Below are 19517 nucleotides of genomic sequence, written 5' to 3'. Positions count from 1 at the left end.
CCAGCATTTCCGGCGCGATCGGAAGGCTACTCGATGCGCACCGTGACGAAGCGCAGTTCGCCGGTCTTGTTGGAGATCATCAGCAGGGCATTGCGGCGCCCGTCCGCCTTCAGCTCCTCGATCCGTGCGGTCACGTCCTCGGGTGTCTTCATGGCTTCCTGGCCGATCTCTACGATCACGTCGCCCGCCGTGATCCGCCGCTCTGCAGCGGCCGAGCCCTGGGCGACCTCGGTGATGACGACGCCCTCGACATCGTCTCCGATACCGAAGCTGCGGCGGTTCGGCGTCTCCAGCAAGGCCAGCTTCATGCCGAGCACCTCGTCGAATTTCGGCAGTTCGGCGGCCGGCGGCTCTGCCTGATCCGTCCCTTCCGGGCTGCCCGCACCGCCTTCGCCCTCGGTTGCCGGCGCGTCGTCCGAAGACCCCGGCGCATCCTCCGTCGAGGCCTCGGCATTCGCCACATCGGCATCTTCCAGCCGGCCGAGCGTGACCTGCACGGTCATCTCCTTGCCGTCCCGGATGACGATGACATCGACAGCCTTGCCGACGGGGCTTTCCGCCACCACGCGCGGCAGGTCGCGCATCTCCGCCACGTCGCGACCGTCGAACTTGGTGATGACGTCGCCGGTCTTGATTTCACCCTTGGAAATCGGCCCGCCCTCGATAATGCCGGCAACCAGTGCGCCGCGCGGCGTGTCCATGCCGAGGCTTTCGGCGATATCGTCGGTGACCGGCTGGATGCGCACGCCAAGCCAGCCGCGCCGGGTCTCGCCGAAATCCTTCAGCTGGGTGATGACGTTGGAGGCAAGCTCCGTCGGGACGGAAAAGCCGATGCCGATCGAGCCGCCCGAGGGCGAGATGATCGCCGTGTTGATGCCGATGACCTCGCCCTTCATGTTGAAGAGAGGACCGCCCGAATTGCCGCGGTTGATGGCGGCATCCGTCTGGATGAAATTGTCGTAGGGGCCGGCATTGATGTTGCGCCCGCGCGCCGAAATGATGCCGACGGTGACCGTGCCGCCGAGGCCGAACGGATTGCCGATCGCCATCACCCAGTCGCCGATCCGCATTGTGCGGCTGTCACCCAGCGGCACGGCCGTCAGCGGCTTCTTCGGCTCGACCTTCAGCACCGCAAGGTCGGTCTTGGTATCGGTCCCGATCAGCTTCGCCTTCAGCTTCGAGCCGTTGGCGAAGTTGACTTCGATGTCATCTGCACCCTCGATGACGTGGTTGTTGGTCACGATGTAGCCGGTGGGGTCGATGACGAAGCCGGAGCCGAGCGATTCGACCTTGCGGCCGGGCGCACCCTGCCCGTTCTGTCCCTTGAAGAACTCGTCGAAGAAATCCTGGAACGGCGAACCCTGCGGCACCTTCGGCATCGGCGTGTCGTCGTCCGTCTTCACATTCTGCGAGGTGGAGATGTTGACGACGGCATCCAGAAGGCCCGCAGCGAGATCGGCCACCGAATCCGGCCCCTGCGCGGCGCGTGCCTGCGGAGGGATGGAGGGCGACGGCTGCGGCGGAACCGGAAGCGGCCCGGTGGCCGTGGGCGGCGCGATCGGCTTGGCGACCTGCGCCATCGCCTCGAGCGGGCCTGCGAAAACGAGAGCCGTCGACAGGGCAAGCGCCGCCGTCCGGGTGAAGCTGGAGCGGTGTGATCCCATGAAGTCCTCGTTTCGGAAAGATAAGCCGTCGGTTCGCCGGTACCTTACCGGCAGCACGGCGGAAGGAAAAGCCTCGGGCGCGCGACGCGCGCTGTGCAGAAGCAGATAGAGGCCCATCCGGCAGTCCGATGTCCTGCGCCCGCATGGAAGCGAAGATAAGGCGCGCGCCCGACCCGTCCAGTCATCTTTTCGTTATGGTGCGGATGCGACACGGCACCGCATGCCATCCGGCACCGTGGGCCCTTGCGCCGGCACCGCCCGGGCGTCATAAGCGGCGAAACGCACACGCAGGCGCGCGGCGCGCCAGAGGGGATACAACCATGAGCATTGTCGTCAGGGATAGCAACGGAACCGCACTCGCCGATGGCGACTCGGTCACGCTGATCAAGGACCTCAAGGTCAAGGGAACCTCGGTCACGCTGAAGCGCGGCACGCTGGTCAAGAACATCCGCCTGACAGACGATCCGGCGGAAGTCGAATGCAATGCGGAAAAGGTCAAGGGTCTCGTGCTGCGCACGGAGTTTCTCAAGAAGGCCTGACCGTCGGAAGACGTGTCGCGCTCAGACCATGACCTCGTGGCCATGGGCCTTGAGCGCGGCGACGGCCTTGTCGAGGTCGGAGCCGAGAATGAAGATGTAGTCGGTGCTGAAGGTCGAGTTCGCAAACAGGCCGACGCCGGCGGTCGACAGCGGCTCCAGCACGGACGACAGGATGCCGGGAATATCGAAGGCGAAGTGTTCCTCGATCCGCAGGCACCGCCAGCCGTTCGACGAGATCACCCCGGTCGGCACGCGCGCGGCGCGACAGACGAGCGTCATTTCCTCGCGCGACGAGGAGACCGACCAGAAGCCGGCGCCCGGCAGCCATTCCGGCAGGGGCGAGCCGACATTCAGCCGGGTGATCGAATATTCGGCTTCAACCAGCCGGATCAGCAGTTTGCGAGACATTCATACCCCTCGATACGCCGGCCCGGATCGACGGCCCAAAGAACGGGCCTGACGGGCAGCAAGCGTTGTGGACGTAACGTCTGCTGCGCTTGAAGCAGCAGGTCAAACCATTCGGTGAGGGCCTGACATGGGAGATGCCGCCCTGCAAGCCTGCCCTGCCATCCCTAGCGCATGCCGTCAAGAACGAAGGGGCCGGCATCGCTGCCGGCCCCGTCTTTTGTGATGCGGTTCGTTTCGCTCAGTTCGCGGCCGGTGCCGCGGGGGCTGCAGGTGCAGCCGGAGCCGTCGGCGCCGCCGCGGACGGCACAGGCGCGCCTTGCGAACTGTTGAAGAAGCGGAAGAACTCCGAGTCCGGCGAAATCACCAGCGTGGTGTCCGGGCTGGCGATGGCCGCGCCGTAAGCGGTCATCGAGCGATAGAACTCGAAGAAGCTCGGATCGCGGGAGAATGCATCGGCGAACACGCGGGTCCGCTCGCCTTCGCCTTCACCGCGCAGGATTTCCGCATCCCGCTGGGCCTCGGCCACGATCTCGACGACCTGACGGTCGGCGATGGCGCGGCGGCGCTGGCTCTCTTCATTACCGCGGGCGCGGATGAGTTCGGCCTCGGCCAGACGCTCCGCCTTCATGCGGTCGAAGGTCTGCTGCGAGACTTCCTGCGTCAGATCGGTGCGGCGGATACGAACGTCCTGAATGTTGAGACCGAGCGATTCGGCATCGTTCTTCAGGTCGGCGCGGACCTCGCGCATCATCGAAGCACGCTCTTCGGAGAGCGCCGATTCGAAGCCCCGGAGACCGTAGACACGGCGCAGCGACGAATCGAGACGCGTGCGAAGCCGGGCTTCGGCCGAGGACCGGTCACCGGAGACCGTCTCGCGGAAGCGGCGCGGATCCTGGATACGATAGACGACGAAGGCATCGACCTCGTAGAATTTACCGCCGGAAACCTGGACGCGGATATTGTCGAGGTCGAACCGCAGGGCCTGATCCTCGACATACTGGACGCGATCGGCATCCATGAAGGCGAAGGGCAGCTTGAAGTAGAGGCCCGGCTCGGTCTTGACGTCCTGGATCTGACCGAAGCGGACGACGACCGCCTGCTGGCGTTCCGTGACGACGAAGACGGAGGAATAGACGACCATCAGGATGACCGCGAGAGCGATCAGGAAATAGGGAAGACGGCTATTCATCAGTTGCCTCCTCCGACCTGCGGGGCCGGTCGGCCGATTTCGGTAAGCGGCAGGTAGGGCAGCACGCCCTGTCCGTTGCGCTCGTCGAGAATGACCTTCTTGGACTTGCCAAGAACCTCCTGCATGGTTTCCAGATACAGACGCTTGCGCGTCACGTCCGGAGCCTGCGCATAGGCATCGTAGACCGAGACGAAGCGCTGCGCCTCACCCTCGGCTTCCTTGACGACGCGGTCCTTGTAGGCGGCGGCTTCTTCGCGATTCTGCGCTGCCTGACCACGGGCCCGGCCGAGCACCTGGTTGGCGTACTGGTTGGATTCCTCGACGAAACGATCCTCGTCCTGCTCGGCGCGCTGCACCTCGTCGAACGCGTCGGCAACCTCGCGCGGCGGAGCCGCATCCTCGATTGCGACGGTATTGACGGAGATGCCGGCGCCATACGTGTCCATGGTCGCCTGGATCGTCGCCTTGACGTCCTGCGCGATCGCCTGGCGGTTGTCGCGGAAGATGTCCTGTGCCGGACGACGGCCGACGACCTCGCGCATGGCGCTTTCGGCGACCTGCTGCAGGGTGTTGGCGGGATCCTCGACGTTGAAGAGATAGGCTTTCGGATCGGTGACCGAGAACAGCACCGAGAACTGGACGTTCACGATATTCTGGTCGCCCGACAGCATCAGGCCGGCCGACGACGGGTCGGCCGAAACCGACTTGCTGCCGATGTTCTGCTGCTGCTCGGTGACCTTGACCAGCTCGACGGTTTCCAGCGGCCAGAAATGATAATGCAGGCCCGGCATCGAAATCTCTTCCTTCGGCTTGCCGAAGCGCATCTCGACGCCACGCTCGTCCGGCTGGACGGTGTAGACGGAATTGATGAGGATGAAGCCGACGATCAGCAGACCGATGATGGCGGCAACGCCACCATTGAAGCCGCCGGGAACGACGTTCTTCAGCTGGTCCTGACCCCGGCGCAAGATCTCTTCGAGATCCGGCGGACCGCCATTGCCGCGGCCACCGCCGCCGCCACGCGGGCGATTGGGACCTTGGCCCCACGGACCCTTGTTTCCACCACCGCCATTGCCGCCGTTACCGCCGCCGCCCCAAGGACCACCGCCGCCGCCGTTCTGATTGCTCCAGGGCATTCATACCTCTTTCGTTACACTCCCACCTCCGGCAATCGGCGGAACCGACTGGGAAGTAAACCCGTTATAGGTATCGCCCCGAAGCCTTTCAACGCGGCGCGTCATAACTTTGGCGTTAACAAGGCAATTTCGTTCCGTTTACTGCTAAAGTTCGAGCAAAGCGGTGCCGGGGTCCCGCACGGCCTTCGTCCGCCGGCGCCAGGTCGTGAAGACGACGCTGTGGCTGTCCGTTTCGCCACGCGGCGGTGCAACCTCGAAAACCTTTTCGAAGAGAGACGCGTCGATCGCCGGAAACACCGTATCGCCCTCGATATCCGCCTCGACCACCGTCATCTGGATGATGTCGGCGAACGACATCGCGTCACGATAGACCTGCCCGCCCCCGATGATGCAGATGTCGTCCACACCGAGGCCCTCCGCCTTCGCCTGCGCGCGCTGAACGCCCTCTTCCAGCGAGCCTACCCGCTCGGCGCCCTCCGCCACGAAGCCGGCGTCGCGCGTGATGACGATGTTCGGGCGGCCCGGCAGCGGGCGGCCGATCGATTGCCACGTCTTGCGGCCCATCACAACTGGCCGTCCGAGCGTCAGCGCCTTGAAATGCTTGAGGTCGGTCGGCAGGCGCCACGGCATGTCCCCGTCCCGGCCGATCACGCCGTTGCGCGCCGCCGCCACGACGATGACGACTCTTGGCGGCGTCATACCGCGATCGGCGCCCGGATCGCCGCCTCCGCCTCGTAGCCGACAAGCTGGAAATCCTCGTAGCGGAACGCGAACAGGTCCTTGACCTCGGGGTTCAGCCGCATGACCGGCAGCGCCTTCGGCGTCCGGGTCAACTGTAGCCGCGCCTGCTCGAAATGGTTGGCGTAGATGTGCGCGTCTCCCAGCGTGTGCACGAAATCCCCCGGCTCCAGCCCGGTCACCTGCGCCACCATCAGCGTCAGCAACGCGTAGGAGGCGATGTTGAAAGGGATACCGAGAAAGATGTCGCCCGAGCGCTGATAGAGCTGGCAGGAGAGCTTGCCCTCCGACACGTAGAACTGGAACAGGCAATGGCACGGCGGCAGCGCCATCTCGTCCACCAGCGCGGGGTTCCAGGCGGAAACGATATGCCGGCGGGAGTGCGGATTGATCTTGAGCCCCTCCACCAGCTGCGCGATCTGGTCGATATGCCGCCCGTCGGGTGCCGGCCACGAACGCCACTGATAGCCGTAGACGGGGCCGAGATCGCCTGCCTCGTCGGCCCATTCGTCCCAGATGCTGACGCCGTTTTCCTTGAGATAGGCGATGTTGGTGTCGCCGCGCAGGAACCACAAGAGCTCGTGGATAATCGAGCGCAGGTGCAGCTTCTTCGTCGTGAGGACCGGAAAGCCCTCGGAAAGGTCGAAGCGCATCTGATAGCCGAACACCGAGCGCGTGCCTGTCCCGGTCCGGTCGCTGCGGTCGGAGCCGGTGTCCATCACATGACGAAGGAGGTCGAGATATTGTTTCATGATCGGCTGTCCGCAAACTTCGAGTCCACACGAGAATAAAGGCTGTGACGCCGCCGCGATAGGCCCCGCGCCGCGTTGTCCCGGCCTTCCGGCGCCGGTTCGCGGCAAAGCGCCTCGCTTGCGACCGGCAACGGCAGATAACCCACCTTGAGCAACGGTCACAGACCTGACATTCACGCCATTTATCATTTTCGAATGAACGCCGGAACCTTTTACCCTCCCGCGTGTTCCCCGGCACGTTGATCTTACCCGTCATCCGGGCAGCGTCTCCTCCCGGCGTGTGCCCGACCTGAATCCCCCTTTACGAAAGCGCGCTCATGACCGTCCGTTACAAGCTTGGCTGCACCCTCACCTACGAGGTTCGCGAACCCACCGTGTTCATCTTCAACGTCGAAGTCGCCAAGCTGCAGCGCCATCACGATCTGGTGGAAACGCTGACGATCAGCCCCAAGGGCCCGCGCTGGACCTACACCGTGCCCGAGGAGCAGAACCGCTACTTCAAGATCGATGCGGCCCCCGGCCCGCTCGAAATCAATTACGCGGCCGAAGTGACGCTCGACGTCTTCCGCGCCGACCCGGCCACGATCAACGAGACGCCGCTGTCGGACATCCCGCTCGACATCATGCCGTTCCTGCTGCCCTCGCGCTTTGTTTCCTCCGACCGCCTCGCCGCCTTTGCCATCCGCGAGTTCGGCGCCCTGCCCAAGGGACACGAGCGCGTGACGTCGATCTGCAACTGGATCTACAACAACATCGACTACCAGCGCGGCTCCTCCAACGGCCAGACCACAGCCGATGAAAGCCTGCTTCTGCGCGCCGGCGTCTGCCGCGACTTCTCCCATATCGGCATCGCCTTCTGCCGCGCGCTCGGCATCCCCGCCCGCTTCGTCAGCTGCTACGCCTACGGCCTGCGCCCGTCCGATTTCCATGCCGTCTTCGAGGCCTATCTCGATGGTCGCTGGTGGCTGTTCGATGCGACGCGCCAGGCCAATCTCGATGGCCTCGTGCGCATCGGCGTCGGCCGCGATGCCGCCGAAATCGCCTTCTGCACGCCCTTCGGCCTGATGGACCCCGGCGCCGTGAACATTACCATCGAACATGCCGACGGCTCGCCCGAGCAGCCCGGCCGCACGATCGATGCCATCTCGACGGACGACCGCATCGAGATCGCCGAAATCGAGCAGGACGCCGCCTGAACATCGGCCCTTGAGGTCGTTGCGAACACGGATTGGACAGGGCATCCCGCTTTTCGGCGGCGGTGCCCTTTTTCCATGCGCTTTGCCCTTTTCATCGGCTGCGGGAACGCCTATATCACTCCTGCCGTCGCAAGGCGGATATGGCAATAAACTGTCGGTGTAATAAACCTATTGGACCCGGGGGCGGTACCCGGCGCCTCCACCAAAAACCGGCCTCGAGATGTTCTGGAAACAGGACGTCGATAGGGCGCAGGCTGAAACGGCCGGCTTTTGATGGGGGCGAAATAGGATCGACAAGGGCGTAAAGATCGAACTTTTGCTCGGCATTGTACCACCGTTATCGGGCTCAAACAGTAGTTGCAAACGACAACTATGCGGAAGCTCGTCTCGCTGCTTAATCGCGGTGTGACACTTCAAATCAAGTCCTTCCGGTTCGCACCGTAAGGCGGGGTTCGGAGGTACCTGGCAACAGAAACCTCCACTTTTCCCCACACGATCACGACCACACGGAGCCTTGCGCCGGACGCATGCGCGGCGATGCCAATTCCCGGCCTGCGACCGCTGCGCCTTGAAATCGTCCATCAATAGTGCAAATGGTTTGGTGAACGACACGCCGTCGGACGCCGCTCGCGCGGCTCATGGCAGCGAATACTGAAACAGCTAGGCAAGACGGGGATCCGATGGGCCAGGACCATATCCGCTACGACATTCTCGCACAGGACGCGCTGCGTGGCGTCATCCGCAAGGTTCTGAGCGAGGTTGCAGCGACCGGTCACCTTCCGGGCGATCACCACTTCTTCATCACCTTCCTGACCGGTGCGCCCGGCGTCCGTATCTCCCAGCATCTGAAATCCAAATATGCCGAGCAGATGACCATCGTCGTGCAGCACCAGTTCTGGGAGCTGAAGGTGACGGAATCGCTGTTCGAGATCGGCCTTTCCTTCTCCGATACGCCGGAAAAGCTGGTCATTCCGTTTAACGCGATCCGTGGTTTCTATGACCCGTCGGTGAATTTCGAGCTGGAATTCGACGTGGCGATTGCAGAAGACGAGGATGCGGAAACGGAATCCGCCGAGATCACCGCCTATCCCGGCGTCACCGTCGAGCGTCCGGGCGTGAGCCTTGAGAGCGACGACGAGGCGGACGCCGAAGCGCCGAAGACCGACGACGGCAAGCCCGGCGCGTCCGTGGTTTCCCTCGACGCGTTCCGCAAGAAGAACTGACGCATCATGGCGGGCGACGTCGTCAATCTGCGCCAGTTTCGCAAGCAGAAGTCGCGCGCGAACGACGAGAAGACGGCGGAGCAGAATCGCATCAGCTTCGGCCGCACCAAGGTCGAGAAGACGCTGACGAAAGCCCTGAACGAAACGTCCGAACGTCGGCTGGATCAGGGGCGGCGGGAGACGGCGCCCTCGACCGGCAGGCGGGACGAGGACGGCCGGGACAAGGACGGGCAGGACAAGGATTGATCCGCTCGAAGCCTCACGTCGGGCGCCCCGCGACGAGCACGGTGCCTCGAACGCCCAAAAGGCCGCACCGGCCATGCTGAGAAAACACTCTGCCACCCTTCACGGTCACCGCACGAGCTTTTCGCTGGAAGACGTCTTCTGGCAGGAGCTGAAGGCCATTGCCGCCGCCCGCGCCGTTCCCCTCGCCCGCCTCATCGCCGAGATCGACGACGCTCGCCCGGCCGACAGCAACCTCTCCTCCGCCCTGCGGGTGCACGTGCTCGCCTGGGTGAAGTCCGAAGCGGCACGCTTTTCAGGAGCCGACACAGGCGAAACGCCACAGGCCTGAGCCTTGGGCGACCGCCTGCCCGGCGCGTCCGATCACTGGGGCCTCACGCCCGGCAGTGTCTGGAAGTTCAGCCTGTCGGGGCTCGTCCCCGGTGCCGGCAGGGTACCACCCCGCTCCACCTGTTCGCCGGGATCGACCGGCATCAGGCGCCGCTGGCGCTCCTGTTCCGCAGCGCGTGCGGCATCGCGCGCCTCTGCTGCGGCCTTCTTCTCCGCGGCCATGCGTTCTGCCTGCGCGGCCCACTGGTCGGCAATGGCTTTCGCCTCCGCGGCAGCCTTGGCGGCGGCAGCCGCACGCGCTTCCGCCTCCGCCTTCTGCCGCGCCGCTTCTTCGAGCGCGAGCGCGCGGCGGCGCTGCTCTTCCGCAGCACGCACGCGCTCCGCCTCGCGCTCCTCTGCCCGCGCCTTGTAGAGCGCTGCCTCGCGGCGCAGGCGCTGCTTCTCGAGCACATTGGCCTGAAGGATCTCGACGCGCCGCCGCTCGCGCTCGAAGGCGCGCAGCGACAGGAAGCTTGCGAGTTCCCCGGTCTGTAGCTGGAAGCCCGGTGCCTCCAGGGCGCCCGTGTAGGAGAGCTCCACCTTGGGCTCGGCCCCGGCCACGGTCTGGTCGCCGACATTGAAGACGACCTGCAGGGCGGCATTCAGCGTCTGGTCGGGCAGCGACACCTCGGCATCGCCGGTCACCGTCGCACCGTCGACCTTGGACGTCACGTTCTGCGCGCGCAGCGTGCCGCCGGCGATGCTGAAGGGCACCTTGACCGTGCCGAGGGCGGCGTCGCCCGAAAGAATGGCCGGACGGGCGATCGGCTCGACGGCCGCCGGCGTGATCTCGCCCTCCAGCCGGTCGGCACCGGCAAGAATGGCGGGAAGCGCGCCGACATTCAGTCCGCGCACGGTGAAATCGGTCAGGTTGACCGCGCCGGACCCGCTGGCGGATTCCGCCATGCCCTTCGCCGTCTTGCCGGAAGCCTCCAGCGCCAGCGACAGGTCGAACCGGCCATTGGCGACGGACGCGCCGGAGGTCTTCCACGCCGCGGCGGAGAGATCGCCGCCGGCAAGGTCGAGCCGCGCCTGAAGGAAGCCGGACCCGTTGCCGTTGCCGAGCAACATCCGCCCGGACATCTTGCCGCCCAGCCATTCCCCGGCGGCATCCGAAATTTCGAGCTGGTCGCCCTTCCAGACGGCCTTGCCGATCATGTTGGAAATCGCGCCGTAGACACCGGGCCAGACCTGTCTGGCGGTGAGATCGAGCGCGACGTCGTAACCGCTCCAGGTCACCGGTGAGACCGGCGATGTCGCCAGCGTTCCCTCCAGCGGGTCCTGCACCGGCCCGAGCAGACCCTCGGCGGCCCAGGCAAGATCGAGCGTATCGAGCGCCAGCTGACCGGTCGCCTTGCCGGGCACGGTGCGGTCGAAGGCGATCTGTCCGGAAAAACCGTTCCGGTCCGCCTTGCCCTCCATGGCCGACAGCGTCACCGCCTCCGGCGTCACGGTCACGTCGCTCTTCAGGCTCACCGGCAGGCCCGTTCCCGTCTGCGGCAAGGCGATGCCCTGCACCAGCAGGAAGGGCTCGAAATCCTGGCTCTCCAGCGTCACCTTGGTCTGGCCGCTGAGGAAGCGGTCGCGCGACAGGTCGATCTCGCCGCTGGCGTTGAGCGCCGTCTTCTCCGTCGTGAAGCTGAGCGTTCCCGAGGCCTTGTCGCCCTCTGTGCTCTGCAGCTTGATGGAGAGAAGGCCGTTTGCATCCGTGTCGAACGGCAGCGCGTCGAAACCCGCCTGGCCGAGCAACGCAAGGCTCGACGGGTTCTCAAGCGTCGCTTCGAGGAAGATGCCCTGCCCGGCGAGCGCCTGCGCGATCGTCGGCGCCTGATAGTTCGCAGCAACGCGGCTGCCGCCGGCCGTGCCGACGATGCCGAAGGTCACCGGTGCGTCGCCCTCGCGGCTGCCCGCCGTCAGCGTCACGTCAAGTGCGGCATCATTGTAGTAGCCGCCGCTGCGGGCAAGCCGTGTGAGGATCGGATGGGCCGCCGCGTGCCGCTCGACCATCTGGAAGAACGAGGTCATGTCCGGCGCCGCGATCTTCATCTTGGCGGACACGATCGGCGCGGCCAGCGTGCCGCCCATGCGCCCGGAGGCCGCAAGCTGCGCGCCGGCGATGCTGCCGATGGAGGCGCGCTCGGCCTGCAGCTGCCCGTTCTTCAGCGTCGCCACCAGCTGCACGTCCCGCGCTTCCTCGCCAAGCGCCAGCAGCGTATCCGCGGAGATATCGGCGGCGATCGTGTGCGACAGCAGCGTTTCATAGGAGGCATCCCCCGCCACCAGCCCGGTCAGCGCCTGCAAGGCTTCCAGATCGATGCGGTTGCCCTTCAGCTGCACGGACAGTGTCGGGGGAACGCCGTTCAGCGCCTGCCGCTCCACCCGCCCGTTCAGCGTTGCCGGACCCACCGCGACTTCCAGGCGCTCGAACTGCTGCAGCGTGTCCGTCAGGTTGACGGTCGCCGAGAAGCCGGCCGTGCGAAGACGGCGGATCGCGGGATCGACCGAGCCGGCAAGCCAGGAGGCGAGCCCCGAGGGCTGGTTGGACGCCACCAGAAGGTCGCCCCGGAAGGCGCGCTGGCCGGACAGATTGAGCCTCCCCTTGGCCTCGAGCTGCGTCCGTCCGGGAAACTGCGCGACGGCATTGTCGATCATCCAGCCGGCGCCATCCGGGCGAAGGTCCAGCCGCACGTCGCGCACCGTCGTGTCGCCGATGACGATGGCGGGAAGCTTCAGGCTCGCCCGGCCCGGCACCTGCGGAATGGGGATGTTGGCGATGATCTCCATCATGGCGGACAGCCGCTGCCGGATGGAAATCGCGGGATCGCGCCCGGTCTTGCCGGCAGCGCCCGCCTTGCCGCCGATGCGGCTGACGTCGATCTGCTGGCCGTCGGCCAGAAGCAGGAATTCCGGCATCTTGCCGGTGTCGAGCGTCGCCTCGCCGGTCACGAGATAGGGGTCGTCGCGCGGGCCGACCTCGACGCGGTAGTCCGGCACGCGGATCCGGTCATTGGTGAGTTCGAACTGTCCATTGATCCGGAGGGCTGCCGCATCGTCCTCGCGCTTCGGGGCGTCGGCGGGCCGGTTCTCCGTCATGGTGAACTTGCCCTGATAGACCGGGCGAAATTCGACGATCTTCAGCTCGCCATCGAGATCGACGCCGAACGGCCGCTTGTCGGGCGTGAGCCGCGCCCGCAGCGGCAGTCCGCCGCCCTCGAGCGGCTCGCTGCTGGAAAAGGAGAAGCTGCCGGCCTCGCCATCGAGCGCTGCCCGGCCCTCGACCTTCCAGGGGCCGGCCAAGGTCCGCGCGGAAAGATCGGCGGTCAGCCCCGTAACCTCGCGCGTGCGCCCGGTCTGCTCGTCGATGAACTCGATTTCGCCATCGGTGATCTCGACGTTCTCGAGCACCACGGTCTTTGCCGGAATGGCGGCACGGCGCCCCCGGGCCCAGTCGAGCGTGCCGTCCGGCAGAAGCCGCATCTTCGCCTTGGGCTTGTCCAGCCGCATATCGAAGATCAGCGCCTCGCCGGACAGAAACGGCGCAAGCTCGGCATCCATGGAAAAATGCTCGACCTGTACCAGGGGCGCGCCGGCTTCGGTCTCGCCGATACGGACGTCGTTGAGCGTAACGGAGGGAAAGGGGATCAGCCGCGCATCGACGCTGCCGTGCACGACGACCGGCTGCCCGATGATCCGGCCGGCCTCGCGCTCGAAGTCCTTGCGGAAATCCGTCCAGTCGATGAACAGCGGCGCGATCAGCGCAGCAAACAGCGCGAGCACAAACAAACCGCCGACGATGACGAAAATACGCGAAAGCACCGAGCCTTACGTCCTGTCCGATCCTGCCACCCAGCCCACAGCGGGCCGGTGTATCCTCTTGGCCTTTGCCGCCTTGCACCCCGCGTCGTCAAGGACTTGGGCGTGCCGGTTGGCGCATGTCACTTACCTGCCGTCGTTCCCGTGCGGGCGAGGCACCGCGCAGGCGATGCAGTAGCATGGCACGGCGGCAAATTCTCGTTCATCGCGTAAAAATCTTACCCGGATTGAAGATTCCGGTGGGGTCGATCGCAAGCTTGACCTGCCGCATCAGATCGAGCGCATCGCCAAGCTCCGCCTCCAGAAACGGCATCTTCCCCTGCCCGATGCCGTGCTCGCCCGTGCAGGTCCCGTCCATGGCCAGCGCCCGCGCGTTCAGCCGTTCCACGAAAGCTTCCGCCCTGTCGACAAAGGCCGGATCCTTGTCGTCAAACAGCAGACCGACATGAAAGTTCCCGTCGCCGGCATGGCCGACGATGGGCGCGATCAGGCCGTTTTCGCGAATATCCTCCCGTGTCGCCTCGACGCAGTCCGCGAACCGCGAGATCGGCACGCAGACGTCTGTCGAGAGCATGGCGAAATCGGGTCGAAGCGCCTTCTGCGCCCAATAGGCATCGTGCCGCGCCTTCCACAGCACCGCGCGCTCGTCGGCATTCGAGGTCCAGCTGAAAGCACCGCCGCCGAACGCCTCGACGATCTCGGCAAAGGCCGAAGACTGCAACGCCACGCTCTCCGGGCTGCCGTGGAACTCCACGAAGAGCGTCGGCATTTCCGGCAGGTGCAGACCGGAATAGGCGTTGCTCGCCTTCACCTGCGTCTCGTCCAGAAGCTCGATGCGCGCAACGGGAATGCCGGACTGGATGGTGAGAATAACCGCATTGCAGGCGGCCCCCACATCCGGAAACGCGCAGACACCACCCGCGATCGTCTCGGGAATGCCGTGCAGCCGGAGAGTGACCGAGGTCAGCACGCCGAGCGTGCCTTCCGCGCCGACGAACAGCCGCGTGAGATCGTAACCCGCCGAGGATTTGCGCGCCCGGTGCGCCGTGCGGATCTCGCGCCCGTCGGCGATGACGGCGGTGACCGCGAGAACGTTTTCCCGCATCGTGCCGTAGCGCACCGCATTGGTTCCCGAGGCGCGCGTGGAGGCCATGCCGCCGATCGACGCATTGGCGCCGGGATCGATCGGGAAGAACAGTCCGGTCGCGCGCAGGTCGCGGTTCAGGTCCTCGCGCGTGATGCCCGGCTCCACCGTGCAGTCGAGATCGCTTTCGTTGACAGAGAGCACGCGGTTCATCCGGCTCATGTCGAGGCTGATACCGCCATGCGGCGCGTTGACGTGACCTTCGAGCGAGGAACCCGTTCCGAACGGGATCAGCGGCACCCCGTTTTCGCGGGCGATGCCGACGATCGCCTGCACCTCGGCGCTGTTCTCCGGAAACACCACCCCGTCCGGCAGCTGTGCCGGGATATAGGTGGTCGTGTGGGCGTGCTGCGCCCGGATCGCCTGCCCCGTCTGCAGCCGCTCGCCGAACCGCGCCTTCAGCGCCGCGATCGCCTCGACGATCCCCGTCTCGTTGCGAACGCCCGACCTGATCGCCTTCAGAGCCATCGACCGCATCCTCTACCGCAGGCATCCTGCCTGCGGTCCTGCTGAAATATCAATGCCCTACTGTAGAATCCGGAATCGCTTTGTCCAGCGTCTCCTGCACCACGTCAGCTTTGCCGCGCATTTTGGAGTCACATGGGACGCAAGCGCCACAGGTGCACCGATCCGAGACATAGGCCGTCGCGCCAAGGCCTATTCCGCAGCGCGCAGCGTCTCTTCCGGCTCGACCTCGTGCACGCCGTAGGCGGCTGCAAGCTCACGCTGCAGCCGTCGCTCCTCGTCCACCTGAGGCTTCGAAAAGCGGGCGATGGCGAGATAGGCGACCGGCGTGAGATACAGCGTGACCACCGTCGCAAGGCCGAGACCGCCGACGAGAACCCAGCCGAGCGCGATGCGCGCTTCCGCCCCGGCGCCACTGGCCAGCACCAGCGGCACGGCACCGACGATGGTCGCGATCATCGTCATCATCACCGGGCGAAGCCGGATATTGGAGGCATTCTCGATCGCCTCGCGCAGGCCCTGCCCGCGGTCGCGAAGCTGGTTGGCGAATTCGACGATCAGAATCCCGTTCTTCGCCATGATGCCGACCAGCAGCACCAGACCGATCTGGCTGTAGATATTGAGGGAGTTGCCCGTGAGGACCATCGCGAACACGGCGCAGGCCAGCCCCAGCGGCACCGTGGACATGATGACGAGGCCGCTGATCAGGCTTTCGAACTGGGCCGCCAGAACGAGGAAGATGATGATGATGGCAAAGCCGAAGGTGACGAAGAGCGCGCCCGAGTTCTCGTTGAGCGTGGCGGCTTCCGCCAGAGGCACCACGCGGGATCCGGCCGGCAGCAGCGGCTTGGCGAGCTGTTCGGCATAGGCGAGCGCCTCGCCGAGGCCTGTGCCGGGCGCAAGCCCCGCCGAAAGCGACACGGCCCGCAACTGCGATTCGCGCGACAGCTGCGGCGCGACGGCCTGCTCCTTCACGGTGGCGATGGACGACATCGGCACGATCTTGCCGTCCCCGGTCTTCAGGAACAGGTTTTCGAGGTCGGTCGGGTCGTTGACCGGATTGGTGGTCGAGAGCAGCTTGACCGGATAGGCCTCGCCTTCGACATAGACGTCGATGACGCTGTTGCCGTCGAGCATGGCCTGCAGCGCCGCCGACAGGCCGTTGATGTCAATGCCGAGATCGGACGCCCGCTCCCGGTCGATGGTCACGGACAGCTGCGCCTGGTTCGCCTCGTAGTTCAGGCGCACGTTTTCGAAGCGGCCGCTGTCCTCCATCTGCCGCACCAGCTTGGCGGCGGCATCGCCGAGCGCCTTGTAGTCGTTGCCGACGAGCGCCAGCTGCAGGCCGTTGCCGGCGCCACGAATGCCGAGACTGTTCGGCTGTACGGGGAAAACGCGGATCGAGGGGATTTCGGCCGAGAGGCGCGAGATCTCGCGGGAGATCTGCTGCTGCGTCCGCGCGCGATCGCCCCAGGGTGAGAGCGACAGGACCATAAAGCCGTTGTTGACCGACCCGCCCTGCCCCGAGATGGAATAGACATTGGCGATCTCGCCGGCCTTTACCATCGGCTGCAGCGCATCCTCCACCCGGCGCATCTGCGCCTGCGTGTAGTCGAGCGAGACGCCCTGCGGCGCCTGCATGCGCAGGAGGATACGCGCCCGGTCCTCCGTCGGCGTCAGCTCGGACGGTAGCGTCGTGAACGCGATGCCGCCGGCGACGACAACCATCCCGGCGGCCAGAAACACGACGAGCGGCGAATCGAGACAGGCCTTGAGCGAGCGACGATAGCCACGGGCGAACATGCCGCCGATGCGGCCGAGAATCCCGCTATGGCCGTGACCGGCATTCTGCGCCTTCAGCATGCGCGAGGCGAGCATCGGACAGAAGGTCAGCGCCACGAAGGCGGACAGAATGATGGCGAAGGCGAGGACGAAGCCGAACTCGCGGAAGAGCCCACCCGTCTGCCCCGGCAGAAAGGACAGGGGAATGAAGACGGCCGCCAGCGTCGCCGTCGTCGCGATGACCGCGAAGAACACTTCGAGCGTGCCGAGAACGGCCGCAGCGCGCGGTCCCATTCCCTCGCTTCGCCGTCGCACGATGTTCTCGAGCACGACGATCGCGTCATCGACCACGAGGCCGGTGGCCAGCACGATGGCAAGCAGCGTCAGGATGTTGATCGAAAAGCCGGCCATGTAGATGGCGGCGCAGGTGCCGATCAGCGCGATCGGCATGGTCAGAACCGGAATCAGCGTCGCCCGCCAGTCGAGCAGGAACATGTAGATCACGACCGTCACGATGATCACCGAGGCGACGAGGGCGATCTCGACTTCGTGGATGGCGCCCTGAATGAAGACGGCATCGTCGCTGGTGATGGTAAGCTCCGTGCCCGGCGGCAGGATCTTGCCGATCTCGGCCACGGTCGTCTTCACGCCGTTCGAGATGTCGAGCGTGTTCGACTGCGCCTGCCGGATGATGCCGAGGCCGATGCCCTGCTTGCCGCCGGAGCGGAGCGAGGACGTGCCGATGTCGGGTCCCATCGTCACCGTGGCGACGTCGCCGAGACGCACGTTCGGCCCGAGAATGACCTTCTCGAACTGTTCGGGCGTCTGCAAGTCGGCTGTCGCGCGGACGGAGAGGTCCTGGTTGGCGCTGGTCAGCGAGCCCGCAGGCACGTCGAGCGAGGCACTGGCCAGCGCCGTGCGCAGGTTGGCCACGGTCAGGCCGCGGGCGGCGAGCTTGCCTTGATTGACGTCGATGCGGAAAATCTTCTCCTGCTCGCCGTTCAGCTGAACGTCGGCCACCCCCTCGACCGAGGCGAGCCGGTCGGTCACCTCGTTTTCGGCCAGCAGCGTCAGGTCTTCCATCGACAGCGTGTCGGAGGTGAGCGCAAGGCGCAGGATGGGCTGGCTGTCGGCATCCGCCTTCACGATCTGCGGCGCATCGGCCCCATCGGGCAGATCGTTCGTCACCCGGCCGAGCGCATCGCGCACATCGTTGGACGCCTGCCCGATATCGGTCGTGTCGCTGAACTGCAGCGTCACGCGGCTCTGGGCATATTGCGAGGTGGAGGAGATGTCCTTGATGCCCTGCACGCGGGAGACGGCGCCTTCGATCACCGAGGTCAGTTCGCGATCGACCGTCTCCGGTGCCGCCCCTTCGAAGCGCGTATTGACGGACACGACCGGCTGGTCGACCTCCGGCAGTTCGCGGATCTCCACGCCGTTGAGCGCCGCAAGACCCGCGACGATGATCAGCGTGTTGACCACCAGCGCGAGGATCGGCCGCCGGATGAAGAGCGCTGTAAACCCCGCAGAGCCACCCGCGCCCGCCTTGTGCGCGCCGCTCATCGCGCGGCCTCGGCGGTCATGGCCACGGGTCGTGCGCTCGAAACCTTCTGCTCGCCCGCATCACCTACAGCGCCCGCCGGTGCATTGGCGACCTTGACCGCCCCGCCGTCGCGCAGCCTCTGCACGCCCTCGGTCGCCACCATGTCGCCCTTTTCGAGCTTGGCATCCACCAGCACCTTGTCGGAATTGCGCTGGATGATCGTCACCGGCACGCGCTCGGCCTTGCTGTCCACGACGCGCCAGACATAGGAGCCATCGGCGCTCCACTGCACGGCGAGCGGATTGACCGTGGGATAGCTGTCACCGGGAAAACGGACATTGACCGAAAAAGACATGCCGGCCCGCAGGCTGTCGTCCGGATTGGCGAGACGCGCCCGCACCCGCAAGGTCCGGCTTGCCTGGTCGATCCGGTTATCGATGGCGTGGATGGCACCGGTCAGCTGGCGCGTCACCTGCGCCACGGCAACCGCCGAGACCTCCTGACCGACCTTGATATTATTGGCGAAACGCTCGGGAACCCAGAAATCGACGAGGATCTGCGATCGGTCGTCCACCACGGCAATCGGCGTCGAGGTGGTGACGTAATCGCCGGGATTGACGGTGATGATGCCGACGATGCCCTTGGACGGCGCAACGATGTCGCGCCGCGTGAGATCGAGTTCCGCCGTCTTCAGCGCCAGCTCCGCCGCCTGCTCGGCGAACTCGGCTTCGCGCAGCGTGGCGATCGAAACGGCATTGCCGAGGCGGCGGTTGCGCTCCACCTTGTCGCGGGCGGCGTCCAGCAGCACCTTGGCCTGCGCGACGGCCAGCACCTGCTCGTCGCTGTCGAGCTTGGCGATCACCTGCCCCTGTTCGATCCGCTCGCCGGATTTGACCAGCACTTCCGTCAGGTTTCCGGTCGAGAGCGGCGTCACGGTCACGGAGAGGATGGCCTCGCCGTTGCCGATGGCGTTCAGCCGGTCGTTGACGAGCGCGGTTCCCGCAGCCTCGGTCACGACGAGCGGCGTCTGGTTGCCGGCCGCTGCCCGCTGCGTCCCGCTCTGACCGCCCCGTCCCTGCCCCTCTCCCTGTCCCTTGTCGCCGGAAGCTGCAGACGGCGCGACCAGAGCTATGACGCTGCCGGGCACACCGACGGACACGAGCATCGGCCCGGCGGACGGCACGACGCGCACCCAGGCGGCGAGGCCGACGAGGAGAAGGACGAGGCTGAGCGCCAGCTGTTTCCAGATCTGCATGCAGGTCTCCGACGTCGACATTCCCGGAAGGGACGGTTCAGATGAACGGAATGCA

15 protein-coding genes and 1 other RNA gene are annotated in these 19517 nt (G+C 65.7%); 6 read left to right on the top strand and 10 right to left on the bottom strand.

What is annotated here, in order from left to right:
* Positions 1-26 precede the first annotated feature (26 nt).
* On the bottom strand, positions 27-1664 hold the full coding sequence (locus tag LRX75_RS17380; protein ID WP_231815940.1) for a DegQ family serine endoprotease: 1638 nt from the start codon (positions 1662-1664) through the stop codon (positions 27-29).
* Positions 1665-1984: 320 nt separating this feature from the next.
* On the opposite strand from LRX75_RS17380, the gene LRX75_RS17375 reads away from it, so the two are divergent.
* A complete protein-coding gene (locus LRX75_RS17375) occupies positions 1985-2203 on the top strand; it encodes an alkylphosphonate utilization protein (protein WP_062592536.1) in 219 nt (72 codons plus the stop codon).
* Positions 2204-2224: 21 nt separating this feature from the next.
* Here LRX75_RS17375 and LRX75_RS17370 read toward each other — a convergent pair whose 3' ends face one another.
* The 5 genes from LRX75_RS17370 to LRX75_RS17350 all read right to left on the bottom strand — a co-directional run bounded on the left by LRX75_RS17370 (position 2225) and on the right by LRX75_RS17350 (position 6426).
* Positions 2225-2611 carry an ACT domain-containing protein gene (locus LRX75_RS17370; protein WP_092984301.1) on the bottom strand — a complete coding sequence of 129 codons (387 nt, stop codon included), beginning with the start codon at positions 2609-2611 and terminating at the stop codon, positions 2225-2227.
* A gap of 238 nt (positions 2612-2849) precedes the next feature.
* Positions 2850-3800 (bottom strand): protease modulator HflC, encoded by a 951-nt coding sequence (gene hflC / locus LRX75_RS17365; RefSeq protein ID WP_420851222.1) that lies wholly within the window; start codon positions 3798-3800, stop codon positions 2850-2852.
* A complete protein-coding gene (gene hflK, locus LRX75_RS17360; protein ID WP_231815939.1) occupies positions 3800-4936 on the bottom strand; it encodes an FtsH protease activity modulator HflK in 1137 nt (378 codons plus the stop codon). The genes hflC and hflK overlap by 1 nt, the downstream gene beginning before the upstream one ends.
* A gap of 144 nt (positions 4937-5080) precedes the next feature.
* Complete coding sequence (locus LRX75_RS17355) at positions 5081-5635, bottom strand: dihydrofolate reductase (protein ID WP_231815938.1); 555 nt, start codon at positions 5633-5635, stop codon at positions 5081-5083.
* On the bottom strand, positions 5632-6426 hold the full coding sequence (locus tag LRX75_RS17350) for a thymidylate synthase (protein WP_231815937.1): 795 nt from the start codon (positions 6424-6426) through the stop codon (positions 5632-5634). Before LRX75_RS17350 ends, LRX75_RS17355 begins: the two co-directional genes overlap by 4 nt.
* A 317-nt stretch (positions 6427-6743) precedes the next feature.
* Here LRX75_RS17350 and LRX75_RS17345 point away from each other — a divergent pair, with 317 nt between their 5' ends.
* The 5 genes from LRX75_RS17345 to LRX75_RS17325 all read left to right on the top strand — a co-directional run bounded on the left by LRX75_RS17345 (position 6744) and on the right by LRX75_RS17325 (position 9419).
* Positions 6744-7622: a transglutaminase-like domain-containing protein gene (locus LRX75_RS17345; protein WP_231815936.1), complete on the top strand. Its 879-nt coding sequence runs from the start codon at positions 6744-6746 to the stop codon at positions 7620-7622.
* A gap of 84 nt (positions 7623-7706) precedes the next feature.
* Positions 7707-8105: a transfer-messenger RNA gene (gene ssrA, locus LRX75_RS17340) on the top strand.
* Positions 8106-8302: 197 nt separating this feature from the next.
* On the top strand, positions 8303-8845 hold the full coding sequence (locus LRX75_RS17335; protein ID WP_231815935.1) for an SspB family protein: 543 nt from the start codon (positions 8303-8305) through the stop codon (positions 8843-8845).
* Positions 8846-8851: 6 nt separating this feature from the next.
* Entirely contained in the window at positions 8852-9091 is a 240-nt protein-coding gene (locus tag LRX75_RS17330; protein WP_231815934.1) for a DUF4169 family protein, read from the top strand.
* A 73-nt stretch (positions 9092-9164) separates the two neighbouring features.
* A complete protein-coding gene (locus LRX75_RS17325) occupies positions 9165-9419 on the top strand; it encodes a ribbon-helix-helix domain-containing protein (RefSeq protein ID WP_231815933.1) in 255 nt (84 codons plus the stop codon).
* Positions 9420-9451: 32 nt separating this feature from the next.
* Here LRX75_RS17325 and LRX75_RS17320 read toward each other — a convergent pair whose 3' ends face one another.
* The 4 genes from LRX75_RS17320 to LRX75_RS17305 all read right to left on the bottom strand — a co-directional run bounded on the left by LRX75_RS17320 (position 9452) and on the right by LRX75_RS17305 (position 19462).
* Positions 9452-13273, bottom strand: coding sequence for an AsmA family protein (locus tag LRX75_RS17320; RefSeq protein WP_231815932.1), 3822 nt, complete (start codon positions 13271-13273; stop codon positions 9452-9454).
* Between the two features lie 199 nt (positions 13274-13472).
* Positions 13473-14882 (bottom strand): FAD-binding oxidoreductase, encoded by a 1410-nt coding sequence (locus LRX75_RS17315; RefSeq protein WP_231815931.1) that lies wholly within the window; start codon positions 14880-14882, stop codon positions 13473-13475.
* Positions 14883-15071: 189 nt separating this feature from the next.
* Positions 15072-18227 (bottom strand): efflux RND transporter permease subunit, encoded by a 3156-nt coding sequence (locus tag LRX75_RS17310; RefSeq protein WP_231815930.1) that lies wholly within the window; start codon positions 18225-18227, stop codon positions 15072-15074.
* The gene (locus tag LRX75_RS17305; protein WP_231815929.1) at positions 18224-19462 is read right to left on the bottom strand and encodes an efflux RND transporter periplasmic adaptor subunit; all 1239 of its coding nucleotides are present in this window, start codon (positions 19460-19462) and stop codon (positions 18224-18226) included. Before LRX75_RS17305 ends, LRX75_RS17310 begins: the two co-directional genes overlap by 4 nt.
* Between the last annotated feature and the right edge of the window lie 55 nt (positions 19463-19517).

The organism is Rhizobium quercicola (assembly GCF_021168455.1).
Classification (GTDB): Bacteria; Pseudomonadota; Alphaproteobacteria; order Rhizobiales; family Rhizobiaceae; genus Ferranicluibacter; species Ferranicluibacter quercicola.
Note: the sequence above shows the minus strand (reverse complement) of the source record. Positions and strands in the feature narration are given on the sequence as shown.